20 protein-coding genes and 1 pseudogene are annotated in these 22,779 nt (G+C 38.6%); 10 read left to right on the forward strand and 11 right to left on the reverse strand.

Going from position 1 to position 22,779, the window contains the following annotated elements; all coding sequences use genetic code 11:
- Positions 1 to 18: 18 nt before the first annotated feature.
- The 4 genes from phnE to phnC (ACZ5QH_RS23025) all read right to left on the reverse strand — a co-directional run bounded on the left by phnE (position 19) and on the right by phnC (ACZ5QH_RS23025) (position 3,342).
- Complete coding sequence (gene phnE / locus ACZ5QH_RS23010; RefSeq protein WP_004757464.1) at positions 19 to 816, reverse strand: phosphonate ABC transporter, permease protein PhnE; 798 nt, start codon at positions 814 to 816, stop codon at positions 19 to 21.
- An 18-nt stretch (positions 817 to 834) separates the two neighbouring features.
- Positions 835 to 1,695: a phosphate/phosphite/phosphonate ABC transporter substrate-binding protein gene (gene phnD / locus ACZ5QH_RS23015; RefSeq protein WP_303578143.1), complete on the reverse strand. Its 861-nt coding sequence runs from the start codon at positions 1,693 to 1,695 to the stop codon at positions 835 to 837.
- 19 nt (positions 1,696 to 1,714) lie between these two features.
- The gene (gene phnC, locus ACZ5QH_RS23020) at positions 1,715 to 2,494 is read right to left on the reverse strand and encodes a phosphonate ABC transporter ATP-binding protein (protein WP_151838191.1); all 780 of its coding nucleotides are present in this window, start codon (positions 2,492 to 2,494) and stop codon (positions 1,715 to 1,717) included.
- Positions 2,495 to 2,610: 116 nt separating this feature from the next.
- Positions 2,611 to 3,342: a phosphonate ABC transporter ATP-binding protein gene (phnC, locus tag ACZ5QH_RS23025; RefSeq protein ID WP_464016804.1), complete on the reverse strand. Its 732-nt coding sequence runs from the start codon at positions 3,340 to 3,342 to the stop codon at positions 2,611 to 2,613.
- A gap of 626 nt (positions 3,343 to 3,968) precedes the next feature.
- Here phnC (ACZ5QH_RS23025) and ACZ5QH_RS23030 point away from each other — a divergent pair.
- Positions 3,969 to 4,151 (forward strand): annotated as a pseudogene (locus ACZ5QH_RS23030) (hypothetical protein); the annotation flags it as partial.
- Between the two features lie 351 nt (positions 4,152 to 4,502).
- Here the strand turns inward: ACZ5QH_RS23030 and ACZ5QH_RS23035 are convergent.
- Positions 4,503 to 4,661, reverse strand: a complete 159-nt coding sequence (locus ACZ5QH_RS23035; RefSeq protein ID WP_303578061.1) for a hypothetical protein — start codon at positions 4,659 to 4,661, stop codon at positions 4,503 to 4,505.
- Between the two features lie 552 nt (positions 4,662 to 5,213).
- On the opposite strand from ACZ5QH_RS23035, the gene ACZ5QH_RS23040 reads away from it, so the two are divergent.
- The 4 genes from ACZ5QH_RS23040 (at position 5,214) to ACZ5QH_RS23055 (ending at position 7,998) form a co-directional block, all read left to right on the forward strand.
- Positions 5,214 to 5,456, forward strand: a complete 243-nt coding sequence (locus tag ACZ5QH_RS23040; RefSeq protein WP_004777684.1) for a hypothetical protein — start codon at positions 5,214 to 5,216, stop codon at positions 5,454 to 5,456.
- Positions 5,457 to 5,838: 382 nt separating this feature from the next.
- On the forward strand, positions 5,839 to 6,465 hold the full coding sequence (locus tag ACZ5QH_RS23045) for a LexA family protein (protein WP_000038641.1): 627 nt from the start codon (positions 5,839 to 5,841) through the stop codon (positions 6,463 to 6,465).
- Positions 6,466 to 6,479: 14 nt separating this feature from the next.
- Positions 6,480 to 7,775 (forward strand): Y-family DNA polymerase, encoded by a 1,296-nt coding sequence (locus ACZ5QH_RS23050; protein ID WP_001190352.1) that lies wholly within the window; start codon positions 6,480 to 6,482, stop codon positions 7,773 to 7,775.
- A gap of 4 nt (positions 7,776 to 7,779) precedes the next feature.
- Positions 7,780 to 7,998 carry a hypothetical protein gene (locus tag ACZ5QH_RS23055; protein ID WP_000550047.1) on the forward strand — a complete coding sequence of 73 codons (219 nt, stop codon included), beginning with the start codon at positions 7,780 to 7,782 and terminating at the stop codon, positions 7,996 to 7,998.
- Positions 7,999 to 8,323: 325 nt separating this feature from the next.
- On the opposite strand, the gene ACZ5QH_RS23060 is transcribed toward ACZ5QH_RS23055, so the two are convergent.
- Genes ACZ5QH_RS23060 through ACZ5QH_RS23070 form a run of 3 tightly spaced genes read right to left on the reverse strand, consistent with a single transcriptional unit; the run spans position 8,324 to position 14,345 of the window.
- Positions 8,324 to 11,524: a site-specific integrase gene (locus ACZ5QH_RS23060; protein ID WP_006582679.1), complete on the reverse strand. Its 3,201-nt coding sequence runs from the start codon at positions 11,522 to 11,524 to the stop codon at positions 8,324 to 8,326.
- 4 nt (positions 11,525 to 11,528) lie between these two features.
- Positions 11,529 to 13,868, reverse strand: coding sequence for a hypothetical protein (locus tag ACZ5QH_RS23065; protein WP_002058482.1), 2,340 nt, complete (start codon positions 13,866 to 13,868; stop codon positions 11,529 to 11,531).
- Between the two features lie 12 nt (positions 13,869 to 13,880).
- Complete coding sequence (locus ACZ5QH_RS23070; RefSeq protein ID WP_000911011.1) at positions 13,881 to 14,345, reverse strand: hypothetical protein; 465 nt, start codon at positions 14,343 to 14,345, stop codon at positions 13,881 to 13,883.
- A 274-nt stretch (positions 14,346 to 14,619) separates the two neighbouring features.
- On the opposite strand from ACZ5QH_RS23070, the gene ACZ5QH_RS23075 reads away from it, so the two are divergent.
- From ACZ5QH_RS23075 to ACZ5QH_RS23095, 5 genes are all read left to right on the forward strand, one after another.
- Entirely contained in the window at positions 14,620 to 14,787 is a 168-nt protein-coding gene (locus tag ACZ5QH_RS23075; protein ID WP_002125865.1) for a YhfG family protein, read from the forward strand.
- 12 nt (positions 14,788 to 14,799) lie between these two features.
- Entirely contained in the window at positions 14,800 to 15,396 is a 597-nt protein-coding gene (locus ACZ5QH_RS23080) for a putative adenosine monophosphate-protein transferase Fic (RefSeq protein ID WP_004826955.1), read from the forward strand.
- A gap of 349 nt (positions 15,397 to 15,745) precedes the next feature.
- Entirely contained in the window at positions 15,746 to 16,003 is a 258-nt protein-coding gene (locus ACZ5QH_RS23085; RefSeq protein WP_004726728.1) for a hypothetical protein, read from the forward strand.
- A 919-nt stretch (positions 16,004 to 16,922) separates the two neighbouring features.
- Positions 16,923 to 17,228 carry a helix-turn-helix domain-containing protein gene (locus ACZ5QH_RS23090; protein ID WP_000366814.1) on the forward strand — a complete coding sequence of 102 codons (306 nt, stop codon included), beginning with the start codon at positions 16,923 to 16,925 and terminating at the stop codon, positions 17,226 to 17,228.
- Positions 17,228 to 18,493: a type II toxin-antitoxin system HipA family toxin gene (locus tag ACZ5QH_RS23095; RefSeq protein ID WP_000934717.1), complete on the forward strand. Its 1,266-nt coding sequence runs from the start codon at positions 17,228 to 17,230 to the stop codon at positions 18,491 to 18,493. Before ACZ5QH_RS23090 ends, ACZ5QH_RS23095 begins: the two co-directional genes overlap by 1 nt.
- A gap of 1,071 nt (positions 18,494 to 19,564) precedes the next feature.
- Here the strand turns inward: ACZ5QH_RS23095 and ACZ5QH_RS23100 are convergent.
- The 3 genes from ACZ5QH_RS23100 to repM all read right to left on the reverse strand — a co-directional run bounded on the left by ACZ5QH_RS23100 (position 19,565) and on the right by repM (position 22,400).
- On the reverse strand, positions 19,565 to 19,708 hold the full coding sequence (locus ACZ5QH_RS23100; protein WP_153565456.1) for a hypothetical protein: 144 nt from the start codon (positions 19,706 to 19,708) through the stop codon (positions 19,565 to 19,567).
- Positions 19,709 to 20,595: 887 nt separating this feature from the next.
- Positions 20,596 to 20,739, reverse strand: coding sequence for a hypothetical protein (locus tag ACZ5QH_RS23105; RefSeq protein ID WP_153565456.1), 144 nt, complete (start codon positions 20,737 to 20,739; stop codon positions 20,596 to 20,598).
- 722 nt (positions 20,740 to 21,461) lie between these two features.
- Positions 21,462 to 22,400: a replication initiation protein RepM gene (repM, locus tag ACZ5QH_RS23110; RefSeq protein WP_002046604.1), complete on the reverse strand. Its 939-nt coding sequence runs from the start codon at positions 22,398 to 22,400 to the stop codon at positions 21,462 to 21,464.
- Between the last annotated feature and the right edge of the window lie 379 nt (positions 22,401 to 22,779).

The following is a 22,779-nucleotide window of genomic DNA, read 5'->3' on the forward strand; positions in this document are numbered from 1 at the left end:
ATTTTTTATATGGGTTAGCTACTTGAACTTGCGACGCAAGAATGAACTGAATGTATCAACTAGCGTCACCATCCCAAGAATGACCAGCAATATCGCGGATACTTCTTGGTATTGCATAAGACGCAGCGATCCTATCAACTCGAAACCTATACCGCCGGCACCGACCATTCCCATCACCGTTGAGGCGCGAAAATTGTATTCCCACCGATAAATCGCGGTGTCGGCCATTTGCGGTAATACTTGCGGAAAAATGCCATGAAATATCACTTGTAGCGGGCTGCAACCTGCGGCCTGCGCAGCTTCAACTGGTGCTTGATCTGTATGCTCAATCGCTTCCGCAAAAAACTTAGCGATCATGCCGATTGAGTGCAGGCCTAATGCCAACACACCCGGCAGTGCACCAAAGCCGACAGCTGCCACGAAAACTATACCCATAATAAGCTCAGGAACAGATCTCAACACATTTAACAGAGCACGCGCAGCCTGATAGACCGCTGGATGTGGACTGGTATTGCGTGCAGCCAAAATACCCAAGGGCACGGACAAAAGCACAGCGATGGCGGTTCCAGCAATACTCATGGCTAAGGTATCGAGCACTGGCTTGACCCATGCTCTCCACTCACTAAAGTTGGGAGGGAACATCTCACCAATGAGACTAACAAGACTTGGCACGCCTTCGCCTAAACGCTCACCATCAAATAGACCAACGTAATACCAACATCCGACGACAATAGCTAAAATCAATATCACATACCTAACTACTCGATTCCAGCTTTGGCGCTGCTCTGACAATATGGCTTCGAAGTTCGTATTCATTGTAGAGACCTCAAAAAATTAGAACTTGGAAAAATCTAGCTTTAGCAAACTACCTAAATCACGCACGACATCGTAATCCTTATCTGTTACAGGCCCGAATCCTTCAGCCTTGAATGGTTTCAACACGTTCGGATCTTTCAAATCGAGGAAGGCAGCACGAATTTTTTCTTTAAGCTCTGGTTTTAAGTTAGAGCGCATAGCCCATGGGTACTGAGGAAACGGTTTTGACTCCGCTAAGACCTTCACTTTGTTTAGATCGATCAAGCCGCTCAGAACGAGCGATTTGAAAATGGGCTTGCTCAGACCACCGGCCTGCGCGTGTCCATTCTGAACTGCCATCGCCACTGCATCGTGAGCGCCTACGAAATGCTCCTTGTAATCCGTTCCGGCAAATAATCCTTTATCAGCAAGCATTGATTTGGGGATCAGGTGGCTGGATGTAGAGGCCTTGTCACCCCAGGCAACGGCTTTTTTCTTGATATCTGTGATGTTGTTGATGCCCGCCGCCTTATTCACAATTAGCACTGACTGATAAGTTGTTGTGCCTTTTTGTTGCATTGCTGCAAATGGTTCAATCTTACTTTTCTGTTTGGCCAATACATAAGACAAGGGCCCAAAATATGCAAGATCAATACGACCGAACCGCATTGCTTCAATCATTGATGAATAGTCAGTGGTAACAATAAGCTCAATCTTTTTGCCCAGAGCTTTTTCAAGATACATCTCTAGAGGCTTATTATTTTTAATGACGGTTGATGCATTTTCATCAGGCAAGAGAGCAACTTTTAATGTGCCGGGGTCAGGATTAGGTGCGGCATATGTGACACTACCTAAGAGGCTAAACAATATTAGAGACAGTACAGCGAATAGCTTTTTCATGGTTATTTCTCCTCAGTTCTTAAGTTAAACAATGGTTATGAGTAATATTTGGAATGTTTGAATTCAATTGCGCTTTTTGTTCATAGAGTTCAGTTACATGCGTTTGTGTCAGAGCCGCTGGTATTGCATCGAACACAACCTTGCCATGAGCCAGACCGACGATTCGGTCAGCATAGCGTTTAGCGAGATCGACTTGATGTAGGCTGACTACAGCGGTTATGCCGTCTTCTTTGCATATCTGGTGTAAGAGCGCCAAGACTTTGTTGGCGGTTGCTGGATCAAGGCTTGCCACAGGCTCGTCTGCCAAAACAAGTGCCGGTCGCTGCGCTAATGCCCGAGCTATACCCACGCGTTGTTGCTGACCGCCACTTAACTCATCCACTCGTGAGAGTGCTTTGTGAAGTAGCCCAACGCGGTCAAGGCTGTGTAATCCAATAGATTGATCCTCCTTCGATAGAGGAAAAAGAGTACGAAGCGTCGAGTGATAACCTAGTCTACCCATTAGCACATTTTGCAAAACAGAAAGTCGACCAATTAATTGATGCTGCTGGAATATCATGCCAGTACACCGACGATGCTCTTGCAATATTTTTTTGTCCAACAATGAACCTAACATTGTAATGTTTATATTGCCGTTAGTGGGTTTTTGCATCAGGTTAAGACAACGGAGCATTGTTGATTTGCCTGCACCAGAGGCACCGAGCAACACTGAAAACTGTCCCTGTTGAAACGTGAGTGAAGTTGGATGCAACGCAATCATTTGTCCGTACTGGACGGTAATATTTTGAAGTTGAATCATTGCTGCCAGACCCTCGTTGTTGTAATCAATCTTTATTTTTGATTACGAAATCAGATAATGAGGTGAGCATAACGACTCAATGTTACAGTTTTATTGCGAGCAATTAGCAATCGCACTCAAACGCTTTGTTCATAGAGTTCAGTTACATGCGTTTGTGTCAGAGCCGCTGGTATTGCATCGAACACAACCTTGCCATGAGCCAGACCGACGATTCGGTCAGCATAGCGTTTAGCGAGATCGACTTGATGTAGGCTGACTACAGCGGTTATGCCGTCTTCTTTGCATATCTGGTGTAAGAGCGCCAAGACTTTGTTGGCGGTTGCTGGATCAAGGCTTGCCACAGGCTCGTCTGCCAAAACAAGTGCCGGTCGCTGCGCTAATGCCCGAGCTATACCCACGCGTTGTTGCTGACCGCCACTTAACTCATCCACTCGTGAGAGTGCTTTGTGAAGTAGCCCAACGCGGTCAAGGCTGTGTAATCCAATAGATTGATCCTCCTTCGATAGAGGAAAAAGAGTACGAAGCGTCGAGTGATAACCTAGTCTACCCATTAGCACATTTTGCAAAACAGAAAGTCGACCAATTAATTGATGCTGCTGGAATATCATGCCAGTACGCCGACGATGCTCTTGCAATATTTTTTTGTCCAACAATGAACCTAACATTGTAATGTTTATATTGCCGTTAGTGGGTTTTTGCATCAGGTTAAGACAACGGAGCATTGTTGATTTGCCTGCACCAGAGGCACCGAGCAACACTGAAAACTGTCCCTGTTGAAACGTGAGTGAAGTTGGATGCAACGCAATCATTTGTCCGTACTGGACGGTAATATTTTGAAGTTGAATCATTGCTGCCAGACCCTCGTTGTTGTAATCAATCTTTATTTTTGATTACGAAATCAGATAATGAGGTGAGCATAACGACTCAATGTTACAGTTTTATTGCGAGCAATTAGCAATCGCACTCAAACGCTTGGCTATAAGACTTCCAATTGGTATGCAGTGAGGCGCCGGTAATTGGCGGAGCTAGCTGGGAGGGGTTTAGCAGGATTTTAAGGCACACCCTGGCGTCCGCTTCTGGCCGAACGCAGCTGGAAGGCTCAAAATAGGTCGAGACACATTAAAATTACGTCACTACTCATAAGTGGCGATTATGTAAAATCGTTTGCGTGGCTTTTAACCTACTACTAATCAATACAGAGAGTGCTGTGGATAAGTGTCTTTACGGATTCCTTTTACTACAGACTCGTTGAAGTTGTAGCAAAACTCGAAGTACAAATATTTTATTTTTGGTGATGCGCGGCTATTTGAAAAGTAGCGAAGTTGTTGCGCTTTAGTGAGCTGGAATTTGAATAGCAGCATGAAATATGTTTGTTATTTGGACCGCTTTAATGGGTAAAATTCGGCTGGGAGTTTCGCTACAGCCTCGTTAGGCATGGCCATGAAAATATTCCTAGATAGTAATATTGTTAGGCACTCTGCAACTACATATCGCACTATGGATATCTATTTTGGCGGGGGTAACGCATCATTGTCATATCGTCGAAACAGGCAATGAGTCTTGGCGCTTTAAAGAATCGAGTACCAAGGGAATTGCAACAAAGCGAACTAAACCACGACAAACCAAAATAGATCAGGAGGAGTTAGCCATCAATTAATTGAGTTTCACGACTGTAATATTTTAACAACTACGTGGGTCAATTTTAGATGCAAATAGTGGGTCAGTTTTTAGTGACATTTGACAATTGCAGCGTTAAAGTGAACGGATAGCGCGAAGAATGCGGCCATAAAAATAAGTGTGCCGAGCAGACTCATAAGGGCAGGGAGATGCTTTTTAATTTCGTTTTTGTAAATCGTTATTTTGATATGCAACATATGGATCAATCCTGATAAATTAGGCAATACCTGCATGTCAATGCAGATTCATTTTATACGCCAGCAACCCCTTGCTGGCGTTTTTTTTATGGGACTAACCATACCTGTTAATTCTGACAGGTAGTCTCCATAAATCAATCAGTTTTTTCTAGACTAAATTCTTCAGCCGCTTTGTAGTCCGCTTTGATCTTTTGCAATGCCTGAACCATTACAAACCCTGACTGTTCAGCATAGTCACGCACGTATTTTTCGGTAATTTCAGGATGATTTACCGTGATCTCTTTGAATAGCACCGACTCAAAACCCGCAAGCGCGGATATGTTTCGAGGTGGTTTTCGCTCATCAATCGCTTACGTTTTTATTCGCTCGAAATTGACTCAAACGCTACTGACCAAATCTCCCACACTGTAAAATTCACTTATGCCCGATTCAAGATCGGTTTTGGTGAATACGGCTTAAAGTTCACTTGCCAAAGCGAACAACCGCAGTGCTTCCCACGTTATTACATCAGATCTTACCGAGCAGAACCCGCCTTTCTCCAGTGCTGTAACCCTTCCATTTTCATCGGTAGGGGTTCCAAAAAGTAACCAATTTATCAGTCACAACACCATCCACGAATTTAGCGTACTTGCTCTCTACAATGCGTGTTTAACCTGTTTGATGAAACAGAGGTAAAACCACGCAATTACAGGCTTAAGCTATCCAGCGATCTTGAAAACTTGCGTTCTCAAGTACCAGTCAATCCAGATTTCTCCTCATGACCCGAATACGTCACCGTAACAACCGTAAATCCCTACATGAATGAGCATCAATGTCTGTAAGCACTGCTATTAAAGGCTTGTACCGTGCAACTTTTAAAGATTGCTGACCGTGTAGAGTTTGTTAGAAAGCAATATGATTCAAGTCATCAAAAAGTGATTGCTTTGATCTATCTTTCTCAAGATGCTCACCCAATCAGTGCAATGGCTGGCGATTGCACAACTTGGGACGCACACGACATTGAGAAATCTAAACGCTCTATTCGTAGACACAACAAAACTTGTCTACTTATAGATCGTAGAGATACGGTTTTAACAGCAAGCAATTAAGCCATCACCCAAGCCAAGGATAAGAATAAAATATCTCAATAAAAAAAGGGTAAGCGATGAAAAACAACACTAGACGTATATACAGCGAAGCAGAAGCAGAGGCGTTACGAGCATCTTACAAGTGGTCGGCTGGCGTGCTGCAACATGAATTTGACCAAGAAACAATTGACCACTGCCAAGCGGAAATTCAGGCAGGGATTGAGCGTATTATCCGTGGCGAATCCACCAAACAAGAAGAATACCAAAGACGCTTAGATCAGCACGTGAAGAAACTTAAAGAGCTAAGCAATCAAAACAGAATGCAAGAGAATATTAAAAACAATGCAGTTTTAGGCACTCCAAACAGCGACATTTCAGCAGTCAATGCAGAAGTGCATATCTCATGTCTAAGAAGTTGCCTATTTACTTCTCTGACGACGCATGGTCATCTTTACAAGAGCTCATGGGTCCAGAGGGTAAACCAAGTCCTACCATCAACACCGTGCTTGAACAAATCGCTGTTCAAAATGAGCTTGTTGAAAAATTAGGGCTTACTGCTGTCCTACCCAAATCCAAAGTATCTATTCCCGTCTCTTTAGAGCGTATTCCTGCAGGTCCGGCCTTCAGCACCAAGGATGAGCAAGACAAAGCACTCGATCTGAATGAGTTCCTGATTCACAACCCTATTTCTACTTTTATTGCCTATGTAGACAGTGAATCCATGCTCGATGCTGGCCTAGAGATTAATGATCCAATCATTATTGATCGCAGTATTGAAGCCAAGCATTACGATATCGTGGTTGCCCTGATTGATGACAATGCCTCAACCATTAAGCGGCTGATGATCACCAATAAGATGTCCAAGTCTGAAATCAAAGAAATATTTGGAGATGAAGATTATCCGCTTCCAGAACTTTGGTTGAAGGCTGAAAATTCGAATTACAATCACATCATTCCTGATGATAGTCAGACCATATCAATCTGGGGTGTGGTGACTTTTAATTTAAAGCGTATTTATCACCGCTCATAAAAAGAAGAATAACCATGCAAAGTGAAAATGAAATATTCGCGTTAGTCGACGTGAATAATTGCTACGTCTCGTGTGAGCGTGTGTTTAATCCTGCCTTGAATGATCGCCCAACCATTGTGCTCAGCAACAATGACGGCTGTGCCGTGGCCAGAAGCCAGGAAGCGAAAGACTTAGGCATCAAGATGGGTGTTCCTGTATTCCAAATTAAAGAGCTGATCAAACAACATAACATTCAGGTGCTATCCAGTAATTTCTCCTTATATGGCGAAATGTCCAAGCGCTTTATGGAGCTGCTTGGGGACTATGTTGCACCAGGAGATCAAGAGGTCTATTCCATTGATGAATGCTTTCTGAAGCTCACAGCTTACGAGCATCTATTTGACCTGACTGTATATGCTCAAGACATGAGGGCTAAGGCTTGGCGTTGGTTAGGCCTACCCTGCTGTATTGGAATTGGTCGCTCTAAAACCGAAGCCAAGATTGCCAATCATCTCGCCAAGAAAAACAAGTTCTTCAATGGGGTCTGTAATCTGGCCCATATGGACCCATGCTCTACAGAAACGCTACTCGCGCAGGTTGATGTGTCTGAGGTTTGGGGCGTAGGCAGACAGAACTGTAAGAAGCTCAATACTATGGGTGTTCAATCTGTGCTGGATCTGATCAATGCCAATCCTAAAGAAATCAAAAAGCAGTTTAGTATCGTGATGGAAAAGACGGTGCTTGAGCTACAGGGCCTTTCTTGTATTGACCTTAGTGATGATACTGTAGCGAAGAAGCAAATCATCAGCAGCCGTTCATATGGCAACCCAGTGTATGAAATGGATGACATTAAAGCTTCGGTTCGGCTTTATGTGGCCAGAGCCGTGAAACGAATGCGGGAAGATGGCTCAATCTGCAAGATGATCGGCGTGTATATCCAAACCAGTCGCTTTGATAAGACAGAGCGCTACTCGCCTTACATCGTCGTTCAAATGCATGAGCATACGGATGATCTACTGCTCATCACCAAGGCCGCGATGAAAGGCATCGATCAGATATTTAAGAAAGGCTTTAAGTATAAAAAGGCGGGAATCGTGCTGCTCGAAATTACAGATCAATCCAAGTTTGTGCCCGATCTATTCACGGACTATTCACATAAGCAAGAGCGAGAAAGGCTTTCAGATGCCATCGAAGCCATCAGTGAACGGTTTGGGAAGAATCTCGTCACGCTAGGCATTGCCAACAATAAAGAAGCCACATGGCACATGAATCAAAACCTTAGATCACCTTCGTATTTAACCAAATGGTCTGACTTACCAAGAGTAGGATAAAAACATGCACTTATTTAAATTAACTGACGAACAACTCGCACAAATTCTTATCCCGAAACGATTTGTACCACCTACTCCACCTGAACATGAAGGCAAGAATATGGTCTATGTATTTGATAGTGAGGATAAGTTTGAACTGACTTATGATGAGCTGGTGGAAATCATTAGCAAAGCTAGAATGGCTGGTCCGAAGTTGATACCTGTCTTAGGCACCGTGAATTAAATTGTGCAGTGTTCGCACGCCACTTGAAACATAACTTGATTGGAAATGAATTTGGGCTGAGAAAAATTCAGTTCAAATTTAACCTGACGGGCACACTAAAAAATGGGTAATTGTCAGATCGAGTTTGGACTACAACACTTTAGCTCATCGATTTACCAAAGTGCTAATCTTTACACTATTGTCTAAAATCCAGTGACCAAATTGTGATGCTAAAGCTTTTAAATTCCCTTTATTATGAATCAAAGTTAGTATGATGCTTTTCATAAAGACAGTTTACTTATAACCAGAGAGATTTTTAAACAATTCCCCTTTTAGTTTGCTTAGGCTATTTCAACCAGAGTTCATCTTTTTGCATCATTTTTAACATTAAATTAAATATAACCAGCGGAGTAACATTTTTTTTGTTAGAGCCGACAACTCTTTGAAAACTAAATTTAACGGTTCGCTCAGGAGCATCCAAATTAACTGGGTAGTTTTGTTTTTCTAAATACAGATGATCTCCTAACATTGGCTCTATACCAGTAATAAAATTAACAATTTGTTGCTCATCACCTTTCATTCGGCATTGAAAATGTAGAAAATTCTTACGCAGTTTTCCAAATAATAATAATATTTTAAGCGCCTTAACCATGTTCTTTTCTTTCAGTGCATCTTGCTGCCTATCATCTTTATAATGAAAATCAAGGAGAGGAATTATTTCATCTGGACGAGTCAGTTTTTTAGCCTTTTCGTAAAGTTCATCAAACCAACTCTCTTCTAAATTCTTACTATAAACATAATTCGTTTTTAAATTAAATTTTTGGCGATCCATCCATTTAGTGCTCATCCATTGACATCGTTGCATCCATTCTTGAGCTTGGGTATCTTCGCTTAAACGACCTTCTCTAAAACTTATCAAACGTTGAAAAGGTGTCAGAGTACTCTTCTCTATACTAAACTTCTTTTCTTGTCGGCCAGCCATCGTAACTGGCTGTGTTTGCTGATAAGAATTAAACCATTTCTGCTGCTGAGTATAACGATTTAGGTTTATGTAGTCTGTACTTGACTTCACTGGACTAAAACACTGTTCTAATACTTTTTTTGAAATGATACACGGCGAATTATAAATTCGATCGACTGCTAATAAATCCAAAACATGAAGGTAATTTGAAGCCGTTTGCTCAATACTGCTATGCCCCATCCAAGAGGCGAGCACCTGCCATTTATGTTGAATAATCTCTTCTTGAGCACGTGCTTTCATACCAAACAATAAATCCCTCATCTTTTTTGCTTTTACCCAAGGACAATCTGTGTAGGTCTTGATCATTTCTTTTGAACCGAGCAAAGTTATTGCTAGATAGTTAGCAGCACTGTGGCGTAATGTATGAAAACTAAAGCCATGATGCATACCTAATATTTGACTAAACAAATCTACTGTAATTTTGCTGATACATTGATCAGTTAATACACGATGATTCACACTAAAAAGTAGATCATCCTGCTGATTAACCAAATATTGCTCATAACGATGTTGTATGTAACGTTGTACTACTAAAAACTCATGTTCTGACAATGCAATTTTCAATGGTATTTGACGATTCGCACTTCGCGTTTTCAGACGGCGATATGAATTGTCTTGGATATGAAGCGTGATATTATTAAAAACTGTATTTTCTTTTTCTTTATAAAGTAGCTCTGGGCAAATAATATCTTGTATTTTAAGACAACGAACTTCATTTAATCGAAGTCCAGTTCTATAACTTAGTAAATACATCAGCTTTAAACAACTCAGATGATCGACCCACTCTGATGCCGTTGGCTCTTGACTTAAATTTTCTAGTTTTTCCAATAATTTGCCAAATAGCAAAGGACTCACTAGCCGTGCATTGCAAATTTGTAAATGCTTAAAACTTGAATTCTGTAGCACCAATACCCCTGGAGCATCATAATTCTCTATACAGAATTGATGAAAATCTTTTAGGCGACCAAAACGGTATTCTGCGCTTTGGTGCATCTTACGAGAGGTTTTTCCTTTCACCGAATCTCGTTGAACTGCTTTTTCATCACGTTCACTGCTGTATTTCAATAGCTGCCGATATAAATCCTCATAGTCATCTATGGATTGTTGCTTTAAATCTAATTTATTGAGCCAAATCTCAAATATAAATTCTTTGCCAAACGATCCTAAGTAGCTTTCAATAGTTGATAATTGAAGCCCTCGTTTTTTTAAATGCATTAACCAGTGAATTAAGCGTAGTTGAGCATCAATTAAAGACTTTTCCTCTGTATTAGCATCAACTATCTTCTCCTCTAACACCCTTCTAGTTTCTTGCCAAAAACGTAGCGTGCGTTCTTCTTTATTCCTCTTTTTATCTAAACGCTCAACTTTTTGACCTTTACGTTTCTTTTGACCAAACAACATCAACTCATACGGAATCGTTTGTAATTTGCTTTGAACAGTCGGAACTTCAGGAAGTAACTGCTCTTGTTCAAAATGAATAGGGCGATTATCTGGTTCTGTGACTTGATTGTAATCATTATTCCACAGCAATCTAAATTCGGATGGCCTTAAAGCAACAGTATTAATCTCTTGCTGAAGCACATTACTCAAAAATATATCTATGCTGAGGTTTGGATTAAATTCGAGTACCATTTGCACATCATTAAATGCACGAAATCCACGGCGTTTAATTTGATATTGCAGATCCCCAAGACTTTTTTTCCTGCCTATCTTACTCAAGCTTTCTAAAATACAATCTTCAACTGAATGTTGCAGACAAAATTCTTTCTGAGTAGCTTTCAACTTTTTTAAATATTGCAAAATGAACTGCGCATATGGGTTAAAAAAAACATGTTTCCATTGGTACAACTTTCCCTGTTCTACATCGTTGCCATATTGAGAGTTTTCAACACGATAATGTAGTAACAATGGATTAGTGATTTTTTTGTAGTCCGAATGGTATAACCGAAAACAATTCAGATCTGTACCAAGCTCAATGGCCTCCTGCAATTGCTTCTGAATAGCAATCAAATGCTGTTCATCTGCACAGCCTGAAATATATATAAAACTTAAGCATAAATTTCCCCATAAGTACTTTGGTTCATTCCAATATTCAAATGAATCTTGCCAATACTGCCTTAATTCCTTAAGTACATGGATATGTAGATGCCCCTGTTCTAACCGTGACTCTGTACTCTCAATTTTTCTAGGCAGTACGATCCGTTTAGTATGTGGATTTAGCTTAATTCTGTATGATTTTTTATCTACATTCTGGTTGAATTGCTTCCTTCTTTTATTAAATTCATCTTCAGTAAATTGCATCAGTTTTGATTGTTCGTCTCGGCTCAACTTTTGACTCAAACAATCAACACTATCTTTAATGTCATGCCATTTTTCAGCGATCTGCTGATCAAGTTTTTGCTGCATTTCTTTCGTCAATACTTCAGGTGGAGAAGGCTGTCTATCTAGCGACTTTTTCACCATTTTATGAATATCAACAAATAGATCATCTAGTTGTGGTTTTATTAGTTCTTTGATTTTTTGCATACAACTATTTTCGCTCTAAGTGTTTAATCGATAAAGATTTGACATTATCTTGCAATTGCTGGCGGGCTTGCTGTACATAGACATTCGGGATAAGTGAAGAATGCGGATGAAAAGCCTCTCGGTCACGTTGGTCATGACCATACAGGGCCTGAATTAAGTGAAAAGCTAATGCTGGTTTACCCTCTTGCTGCTCATGCATCAAAAAGTTCATGTCAAAATGACGTAACCAATTCGAATACATATTCTTTGGAAAGACTCCTTGCATATATGAATTCACCCATTTTCTCGATAAAGGGATTAACTTAATTTTCCTGCTCTGCCATTCTTTGACAGTTATCGGCAAGATATCTTTACTAAAAATGACCTTACCAAAAAGATCATTTACAGTTATCTTCTTCTTTGCAAAGACTTGTCTAAAAAATGAACCGTACGCTTCAATAATTTGTTCTAAAAAGGCAGTGTAATTTTGCAGTGTTTTTATGAAAAAATCAGATAAAGGGATAAAACGACCATCTTTTCTTGCTTTACTATTTTTTTTATCATTCACATATAAAAGCTTGAGCTCAACACAATAATCATCCAAATTCCCCAACAGGTTTTTTTTAGGCCGACTTGCCAAACTCAACAAACTGATATGCCACATCCAACACGCATATGCATTAAGTTGATTAATAATGTGCTTATCTTCTTGGATGTTTTCGTGACAATGTCTATGTAAAATATGGAATTGCTCTTTCACAAAATTGGGTTCAAGTGCCAGTTGGCTCCCTATCCTTCCTATAGATAATGCAGATTGCACTTTGAATTGTTGTTGCAATATTTTTAGTTCAGCCGTGTCTTCAGTAAAATGTGTGGAATGTGGTGTAAGTGCTTTTTCTAAAAAGGCTAGATATGTGCTACTGAGTTGAGTTTTCGGTAGCCCGCCATAATAGATACCAGGCATGTGATGCTGACTATCCCGCCCAGCAATTACATGAGCAAGATATTCATTATATGTTTCATAATATATATGAAAATATAATTGAGCCTGCAGTTTTTCTACAGTGATCGAACCTACAAACCGATTATCAAGCCAATTCTTAAGTTTCGTATTAATGTGTGTTGATGAAATTAGTGGATTCGATGCTTGTTCTATATAGTCAAACCAAGCAGAAGGTAAATGTAGTTGATGTGTCATCACTTCATTCCACCGCACATGATTTAAGCTCTTAATCTTCTGCTCTGTAATTTTAAGATTTAATTTGAGTAAATATTCGCGACGTCTACTTGAACCATTCTGGATCAAAATTCCATCTTGAATAAGCTCGTTAAAATCCATCAGTGCGACGGGTGATAATCCCGTCAAAAGTGACAATAAACATGCTGCAGCGATTGCAGCATCCCTCCAGTGCCCGGATAACTCGGTTCTCAACACATAAACAATTTGCTTCAGTATATCTGGCGCCAAATAATGTGGATTTGTAACAAAAGGAGCATGACGGCGCTGGCGATGCCGCATTAGATGCGTCGCATTATCGCTGAGTATATAATTTAAATTTTTAGACTTTTCATCTTCTGAATAAAACTCCATTTCAGGATCTAATAGATCAACTTCACCCTCTTCATCTTTGTGAAGAGCGGCATCATAAATACTGATCTTTGCGTTATGTCCAATATCTACTTGCTTACCCGTTTTAATTTCACGAAATTTTTTGAGTTCATTTTTCGTCGGCCATTGCAAAACTTTACTTTTTTTTGACTTACGCTGACGATGAACAACACGACGATCATCAAGTCTTTTAAAAATTATTAATAGAGCCGATAAATACTCTATGGCTTGTACTTGTTTGAAATCTTTAATATTAAAAAGTTGATTACGATCCTCCTTTTTCAAGTTACGTTCGTACATGACATAGCGATTTAGTAGCTCACTGCATTCTTGAAATAATTCAGCATGATTAGAATCCAGAACATATCGTGATACATAGCGAAAGAGATCACAAACATGTTTTTGCTTATTCTCAGCTTTATCAATTTTTGCAAATTCTTGATACTGCCGATATGTTAAAAAACTCGCTTGTAGAATCAAATAACGTTCAGACGACAGCTCTTGAGTATTACTAGTAGTCGGGCATGCAAAATAACTTAAAGAAGCTAGATAATAATATTTACCTAATTGTCTAGAACTAGATATATAGCCATATATCTGTTGTGCTTCCTTATATAGAGCATGGGCTTTTTCACGTAAATCATCTGATAGATCGACAAATTGTGTATTCACAACATGATTGCGTAATAAACAATAATCTTTTTGGAATTTTTCTGCTAAATCTAAGAATTGCTCTTCTGTTTCAATCTTTGGCATATTCGCTTTCGCTTAATTTTTTATCAAATTGCATTGGTTAAATTCATTACGATCTGAACAATTTGGTAAAAGTTGATCTTTTATTGAACTCTTTGTCAGCTTAAAAAATCTAGCAAAAAATTTAGCATCCAGCTCTTTCTGAGCTTTTCTCTCAAAGCACAAGTGTTGCTGTGATTTTTCGATAAAATCATCAAGATTATGTATCAACTGTAAGATTGCAACATAATTAGAATGTACACGTAAGCATGGCTCCGTTTGCATTAATAGCAATATTTTTTGCCAAATTTTCACATAGATTATTTTGAACTTTGCTTGTACTACTACTTTCTGGCTCTGTTTAATCTTTTTGATTTTCAGTAGTTCTGAGTTAATTTTTACTATCTTAAATTGAACATTTTGTCGCTCAAAGCAAAAGGGCATGATAAATTGCCCCATAAATATCTCTATATTTTTTACTAAATAGTCAAATTTTAACATTTTTATCGATATAAAAAATGAGCATATCTTTGTATATTAAAATTCATTTAATTTATCAACTAAATTTTCTCAAAATTACAATTATCAACAAATACATATGGTTTACTTATCATGGGTGGTCTAAATTTTAAAAATTCTTCCACTTTTTTTTAGTTTTCTGTTATTACATGAAACAATACCGTTGTATTACATTTTGAAATGCTGTGTATGCAGCATTGATCAAAAAGATTCTCTGCTATACTTACTTCACGTGTAGCATCAATGGAGTTTCGAAATGCTCAGAACCACTGAACAGAAAAAAAAATATATTCAAGCGACACGTGCGCAAAACTATCAAGCCAGCCTAAAGCTTGAAGGCATTACAACGACAGCTCAAACAACTCAACAAAGTAAAGCTGAAATCTTGCAAAAATATAAGAAGTATTCGCAACCCGAAACTTAGTCAGGTGCATGTATGGATAAATATGGGGAAATGGGTGACAGCCTGTATTGTTACCCTGGCACAAATATCCTAAAGAACAAACTCAATATTCATGATGAACAAATTTTAGAACAAGCTGAACTAGAACTGTCTGGATTGGCAAGTAACTTAATTGAATATGCTGAACCACCTTACGACTTACAATACTTAAAATCAATTCATGCGCAGCTCTTTGGCGACTTATACGACTGGGCAGGAAAGTTAAGACAAATCGATATTTCCAAAGGTGACACCCGTTTTTGTAATTTTTCCCGTATTGAAATTGAAACCAATAAACTACTCAAAACGCTTCAAGAAAAAAAATACTTTCAAGGCTTAGCACCACAACAACTGATTCCTCAACTTGCCGACTTGTATTGTGAGCTTAATGTCATACACCCATTCCGTGAAGGTAATGGACGTACACAACGGATTTTCTTTGAGCATCTGATTGCTCATTGTGGTTATGGTATTGATTGGTCTCGCATTGACTCTCAACAACAATGGATTCAAGCCAATATTGAAGGTTTTTATGGTAATTTAAATCCATTAATTAAGATTTTTGAAATATGCTTTATTCAAAATACCTAAAATTTAAGTAGTCGAAGCCCACAATCCTTAATGAGCCATCATCTTTGCTTCAATCCACTGATTAATTTCCCAAATAAACCAACAATCACGATTCTTAGAAATCTTAATACTCTTCGGGTAATTTAGGATCGTAATATTCAGATTACTTATCCAGAATTGAATAGATCGTTAACTTAGATAGACTTTTAAGCAATGTAACTTGCCGCATGTTTATCAACATATGTCTCAAAAAAGTCTGCCCATACATAGATTTATGGCGTTTAGTGCTTAAATTTCAGATTAATCTTCGTCTGATGACCTGAATGGATGTTACAGATTACATGCAGGTGAATTACTCTGTGGCTGTATCATGGCTTTTGTGCAATCCAATCCATTTGATCCGAATGTTCTCTTTTGCAATAAAGCAGCCTCTTCTGCTTTTCCTGAACCAACGAACTATGTCATTGATTTGATTCAACCGACAACAGTGATGCTGAATCAAATCTCCAAAGAAGGGATTAAATGCAAGAAATGTGGTAAGAAAAAGATAGGGGATGGAAGTTATTATCCGTCTAATTGGAACCAGCCCATGAGTCGAGATCAGTTGAGTAAGAATCATTTTAAATGAATAAGAGAAGGATGGCTTACCTCACTTCTCCGAATAACAATGCTATGCTTTTCAACCAAGGTTATAAATTGGCAACTACATTTCATTCTTCTTCATGCTGGTCCTATAGCCTGTAGACAATTACTACATCATTTGCATTCAATGCTCAATACAGCCTGTCAGCAGAACCGCAGCGATACTTTTTTTCGTGCATACATGTAGTGTTTAAATCCATTCATTTTTCAATGATCCTCTGCCGTTTATCACATTTATGGTCGATCTTTAACCTTGTGAAAAATGCACATACCGATCCCTTCAAACTGTCAAATTTATGTATGCATGACATTTAAAGAAAATTATCTGATCAATTTTTTTAGGTAAAATTCATCAAGAAAAAGTTATTATTATTCATAACATCACCAATAACCACATAAAAACAATAATTTAATAAATTATTCTTCCAATTTTTTTATATTTAGTGTTATTACCTCTAAATCCATGTTTACCACCTTCTATTACATAAGTAATTTAGAAGTATCCACGATATAAATTGCTTGCCCTCACACCTCTCCCCTCTCACGCCCAAAAAATTTATACTGAAAGGCAGATTAAGCCCGTTCGAGTTACATATAGCCGCATGCTATATTGAAAGCATTAAGAAAATATCCTCAATATTTATAGGATTTTTAAAGTATGAACTAATTTTCGAAGAACCCTTTCTAAGTAATGTGACCTATTAGGAAAAATGAAAATACTGAAATCTCCGTATCAACAATCAGTCAAAGTACATCCTGATGATTTTCTGTAACCGATACCCAAGGACTATACCTACCCTTCTGATGTGCTGTGCAACAAAGCCCTCCTTAGCCACACTATAGCTATAGATTAATTCCATTATTTTGTGATTTAATTAAATTATTCATTCTTAAGACCCAATTTAATGGATTTATATTTCACTAAACCAGAAGAAGTTGTGACTCTTTTAGGTGAGCGTTTACGTAAGCAACGACTCTTTCTGGAGATGTCTCAAGCTGAGGTAGCAGCACGCGCTGGTGTCGGCGTGAATACAGTTTCGAATCTTGAAGCGGGACGAAATGTATCTGTTGAAAATTTAGTCCGTATTGCAATGGTCTTGGGTCGATTAAACGAACTTCAGGAACTATTTAAACCTCAGCTTAACAGTGTGAATGACATTCTTCGCTATGAGAGTCAAAGTAAGCGCCACCGTATTAAGAGGAAGGGATAATGCTCAATAGACTTAATGTTTATTACAACGGTTGGGGCGAATCATGGTTATGGGGAACGCTGATTAGTTCAACAGCCACGACAGGTAGACCCACCATTGCTTTTGAATATAGTCCAGAAGCAATACAGCAAGGTGTTGAGCTCTCTTCTTACTTGCTGCCTTTAAAAGGTCTACCATTCAGACAAGGTTTTCCTACTCATCAAATGGGACTCCCAGGTCCAGTCTATGACGCTTTACCAGATGGTTGGGGCATGATGTTGATGGATCGATATTTCAAAAAAATTGGCTTAAATTCAGCACGAATTGGACCTTTGGAGCGTCTGACCTATATTAGTAGTCACGCAATGGGTGCCCTCTCCTTTGAACCTTGTGTTGCTGACATGCAAACCTCAGAAAATATCCCTTTACAACAACTGGCCCAGGAAGTTCAAGAAGTACTCAAAGGTGAAGGTGGTGAATTTCTACAGCATTTATTGGTCATGGGTGGCTCCCCTCAAGGTGCCAGACCAAAAGCGTTGGTTTACCGAGATCCTGTCAATTTAGAGTTTTCGACTCAAGATTCTGATCAACATGAAGCCTGGCTGATTAAGTTTCCTGCTCAGCAAGAGCATCCTGAAGTCTGCGCCATTGAAGCCGTCTATGCAGAATGTTTGCGACTTTGTGCAATTGAGACTCCAGATACCCATTTCTTTAATTTGCCCAATGGTTTAACGGCTTTTGCTTCTAAACGATTCGATCGTCAAAATGGTATGCGGATTCCAATGCAGAGTTTGGCTGCATATACAGGAGCAGACTATAAAGTTCCAGGTAGCCTAGACTATCGCAATTTTCTCCGGGCAACCTTGATGTGTACGCAAGATGTACGAGAAAGATTGCATGCTTTTAAACGTGCTGTGTTTAATGTGCTTTTCAATAATCGGGATGACCATACTAAGAACTTTTCATTTCTCATGGAGAAAAATGGTCAATGGAAATTGGCTCCAGCCTATGATGTGACCTTCTGCGAGGGTCCAGGTGGTTATCATCAAATGGACATTATGGGAGAAGCGCTCAATATTTCCCGAAATGACATACATAAACTCGGTACTTCAGAAGCTAATCTGACTACTCTAGAAGTCGATGAGATCATCTTGACCATGCGTGAAATTGCACTTCAATTTAGTCAAATTGCGCAGCGCCTGTATCCCCATCAAATTCGAGAATCTACCCTACAGATGATTCAATCACGGATTCAACAGAATATTGATTTTTTAACTGAAACCTAAGCGTAAATATAAACTAAGCGCCAACCATCAACTGCAAATAGACTTTGATATAGTTAGTCGCTACATAATCTGTAGAACCTGTGAATTAGCTCTCTTTATAATCACGAATATTAGATGGATCACCGCCAAGATATATTCTGCAAACGTGAAATCACTACATCCAGATCGAAAATCACTAAGAAAAAACTGTCACCAAAAAAAGGTCTGCACTATGGATAGATGCAGACCAAACTCTGGATAACTACCAGCACGAGAAATATGTCGCAATTTTGCATAGACATGAATTTGATAAAATCAGCCCAGAAAGCCAGAAATTCATAAAAACTATTTCATCAATCCCCTATAACTTAATCACGTTCATGGTCGATCTTAAATCTTGTGAAAAGTACTCATGCTGACCTAGCCAAACTGTAAAACTCATGTATTCATAGCCTTTAAATGAATCTTTCAATCGGTATATTTAAGGTAAAAACTAGTAATCAGAAGTTATTATCACCCCCATATAAAACAAGGATCAACTTAAAAACAATAACTTAGTAAATTATTCTTCCATTTTTTTATATTTAGTGTTATCTCATTCACTTGGCTCTGAAAGTTTCTCGCACTGAGTTTATATGCGGACCAATTCGTTGTACGGTAGATTTTAGTTGCTGGCTTCTTCATTCGGAAATTATATTGCTGAATCAGACCTTACAAACAGCTTTGTGCAACAAAGCCGTCTTTAAGTACTTTTTTTAAAGGAAAAATCATCGACTTAAATCTATATTTCCAACAGTGCCACTTTTATCGCTTTAGCACCTCAACTCATTTAAGTGGCGTAACTTACATAACTTATGCATCCCATTTAAGTGACCTCAGTTATAGTATTCCGTGTCAGGAATTTGTCCACTTATTCCAATGATGATGAGAACTGCAGCATTGACTTAGATCGCCAGTGCTCAGTACTGGCCATCATGTAGCTTTTATCGCTTTAGCGCCTTAACTTATTTAAGTGGCGTAACTTACACAACTTATGCATCCTATTTAGGTGACCTCAGTTATAGTATTCCGTGTCAGGAATCTGTCTACTTATCAGCGTCCGCGGAACTGCAGGATTTCTGCTTTGTTGTTCGCAACGAGGGCTAATTCTGGAGTTCCGTATAAGGCATAATCAATAACGACATCTCGACTGATAATCAGTGCAGTAACTTTAGCCAATCTCGCTGCAATTTCCATGTCAGGAATTTGTCCACTTATTCCAATGATGATGAGAACTGCAGCATTGACTTAGATCGCCAGTGCTCAGTACTGACCATCATGTAGCTTTTATCGCTTTAGCGCCTTAACTTATTTAAGTGGCGTAACTTACACAACTTACGCATCCTATTTAAGTGATGTAAGTTATAGTATTCCGTGTCAGGAATCTGTCTACTTATCAGCGTCCGCGGAACTGCAGGATTTCTGGCTTTGTTGTTCGCAACGAGGGCTAATTCTGGAGTTCCGTATAAGGCATAATCAATAACGACATCTCGACTGATAATCAGTGCAGTAACTTTAGCCAATCTCGCTGCAATTTCCATGTCAGGAATTTGTCCACTTATTCCAATGATGATGAGAACTGCAGCATTGACTTAGATCGCCAGTGCTCAGTACTGGCCATCATGTAGCTTTTATCGCTTTAGCGCCTTAACTTATTTAAGTGGCGTAACTTGCATAACTTATGCATCCTATTTAAGTGATGTAAGTTATAGTATTCCGTGTCAGGAATCTGTCTACTTATCAGCGTCCGCGGAACTGCAGGATTTCTGGCTTTGTTGTTCGCAACGAGGGCTAATTCTGGAGTTCCGTATAAGGCATAATCAATAACGACATCTCGGCTGATAATCAGCGCAGTAACTTTAGCCAATCTCGCTGCAATTTCCATGTCAGGAATTTGTCCACTTATTCCAATGATGATGAGAACTGCAGCATTGACTTAGATCGCCAGTGCTCAGTACTGGCCATCATGTAGCTTTTATCGCTTTAGCGCCTTAACTTATTTAAGTGGCGTAACTTACACAACTTATGCATCCTATTTAGGTGACCTCAGTTATAGTATTCCGTGTCAGGAATCTGTCTACTTATCAGCGTCCGCGGAACTGCAGGATTTCTGCTTTGTTGTTCGCAACGAGGGCTAATTCTGGAGTTCCGTATAAGGCATAATCAATAACGACATCTCGACTGATAATCAGTGCAGTAACTTTAGCCAATCTCGCTGCAATTTCCATGTCAGGAATTTGTCCACTTATTCCAATGATGATGAGAACTGCAGCATTGACTTAGATCGCCAGTGCTCAGTACTGACCATCATGTAGCTTTTATCGCTTTAGCGCCTTAACTTATTTAAGTGGCGTAACTTACACAACTTACGCATCCTATTTAAGTGATGTAAGTTATAGTATTCCGTGTCAGGAATCTGTCTACTTATCAGCGTCCGCGGAACTGCAGGATTTCTGGCTTTGTTGTTCGCAACGAGGGCTAATTCTGGAGTTCCGTATAAGGCATAATCAATAACGACATCTCGACTGATAATCAGTGCAGTAACTTTAGCCAATCTCGCTGCAATTTCCATGTCAGGAATTTGTCCACTTATTCCAATGATGATGAGAACTGCAGCATTGACTTAGATCGCCAGTGCTCAGTACTGGCTATCATGTAGCTTTTATCGCTTTAGCGCCTTAACTTATTTAAGTGGCGTAACTTGCATAACTTATCCATCCTATTTAGGTGACCTCAGTTATAGTATTCCGTGTCAGGAATCTGTCCACTTATTCCAATGATGATGAGAACTGCAGCAATAAATTATAAAGGCAGGATAGGTGGTTACTTAACCAGCATAAGTTATGTAACTTATGCTAATTCATATTAAAATCACATGAAAGCAATCTTAATTAAAAACTTAGTATGAAAGGGCGTGGTCTTTTGTTTAAAGTGACAATTAACTAAAGGGTTACTTCTTGTATTTAGGAGCATAACCAACTTCTAACAAATAAGAAAAATACTTTCTAACATTATCGCTATCAAGAAGATCACTTGATATCCTTTCCTGAAAGTCTTCTAGAGTCTCTCCACGATGTGCGAAATCATTACCAAATTTTGGATAGTTAGTAATATCACATAGCTTTTTAGCAAAGAATATACATTGCTTAGCTGTCAATTTATAAGTTGGCTCTAAAGGAGCACTTGTACTCGTTTTATTTTGTTCTTTTTCTTCAAACATGAAATGTAATTCTGAAATATTTCTTCCCTCCTTTTTTTGTATATAAGAAACAGTAATATCCGTAAATTTGTTAATTTGATTTAAAGCTACGGTAAGAACCCTTTTTTTAAAGTCTCCCATCTTTTTATATTCATCTTCTATCAATCCGAGTTTTGATCTAAGCTCATCTATAGAAATATATAACTTACCAGTTGATCTCCAACGTATGAGTAACTCATACAGGCGAATAGCATAAATGCTTGTAAGTGGTGAGATTTGTTTAAGTTCATATCTTGTGAACTTTTCTTCAAGTTTTACAAATAAGGGGATAATATCTGGTGCAAAAATTAGTTGGACGCATCCCTCTTCCTTAACATAACCAACTTTTGAAACCCACCTACTTTTGTATATTCCTATTTTTCCAGTTATAGGATCTACTGCTTTATAATTCAAATGCCGTTCAAAAAGATTATCACATGCAGATTGTAACGCTTCATAAGATGCTTGACGTCCTAAATTAAACTGTTTCATGTATTCAGAAGCATGAATCGTAAGTATAGTATCAGAAGTAAGTTCTTTCTCAATTTCTCGAGCAGCAATGATCGCAATTAATATTAGCCTTTGCTCAGATAGATTTAGTGAATACGATGCTTCAACCAAATTATTATCTTTATATACTATGTTACTCATAGGGAGATATATTAAGGAAAATGTTATAAATAGATATATTGACAATACTACTTAACGTCCACAAATGAAAGTATTTTTAATAAAAGAATTTGTCAACTTATGCACAGAATTTGTCAACTTAGAAACAGGAAAAAGTCAACTTATTGGTAGGAATATGTCAACTCAGAAACAGGAAAAAGTCAACTTATTGGTAGGAATTTGTCAACATATACTTCCTGTATCCCTTTGCTAGTCAAGCTTTGAGCAGAGATATAAATAATAAATTTAAATAAATATATATAAATTCAAAAAGACCATTCTTTTGTGGATAACTTTTTTTTAATTTTTTTTTCATGATAGTTGATTACTTCATAAATCACCGTTAAATTATACACAAACA

Source organism: Acinetobacter sp. Ac8, assembly GCF_055392545.1.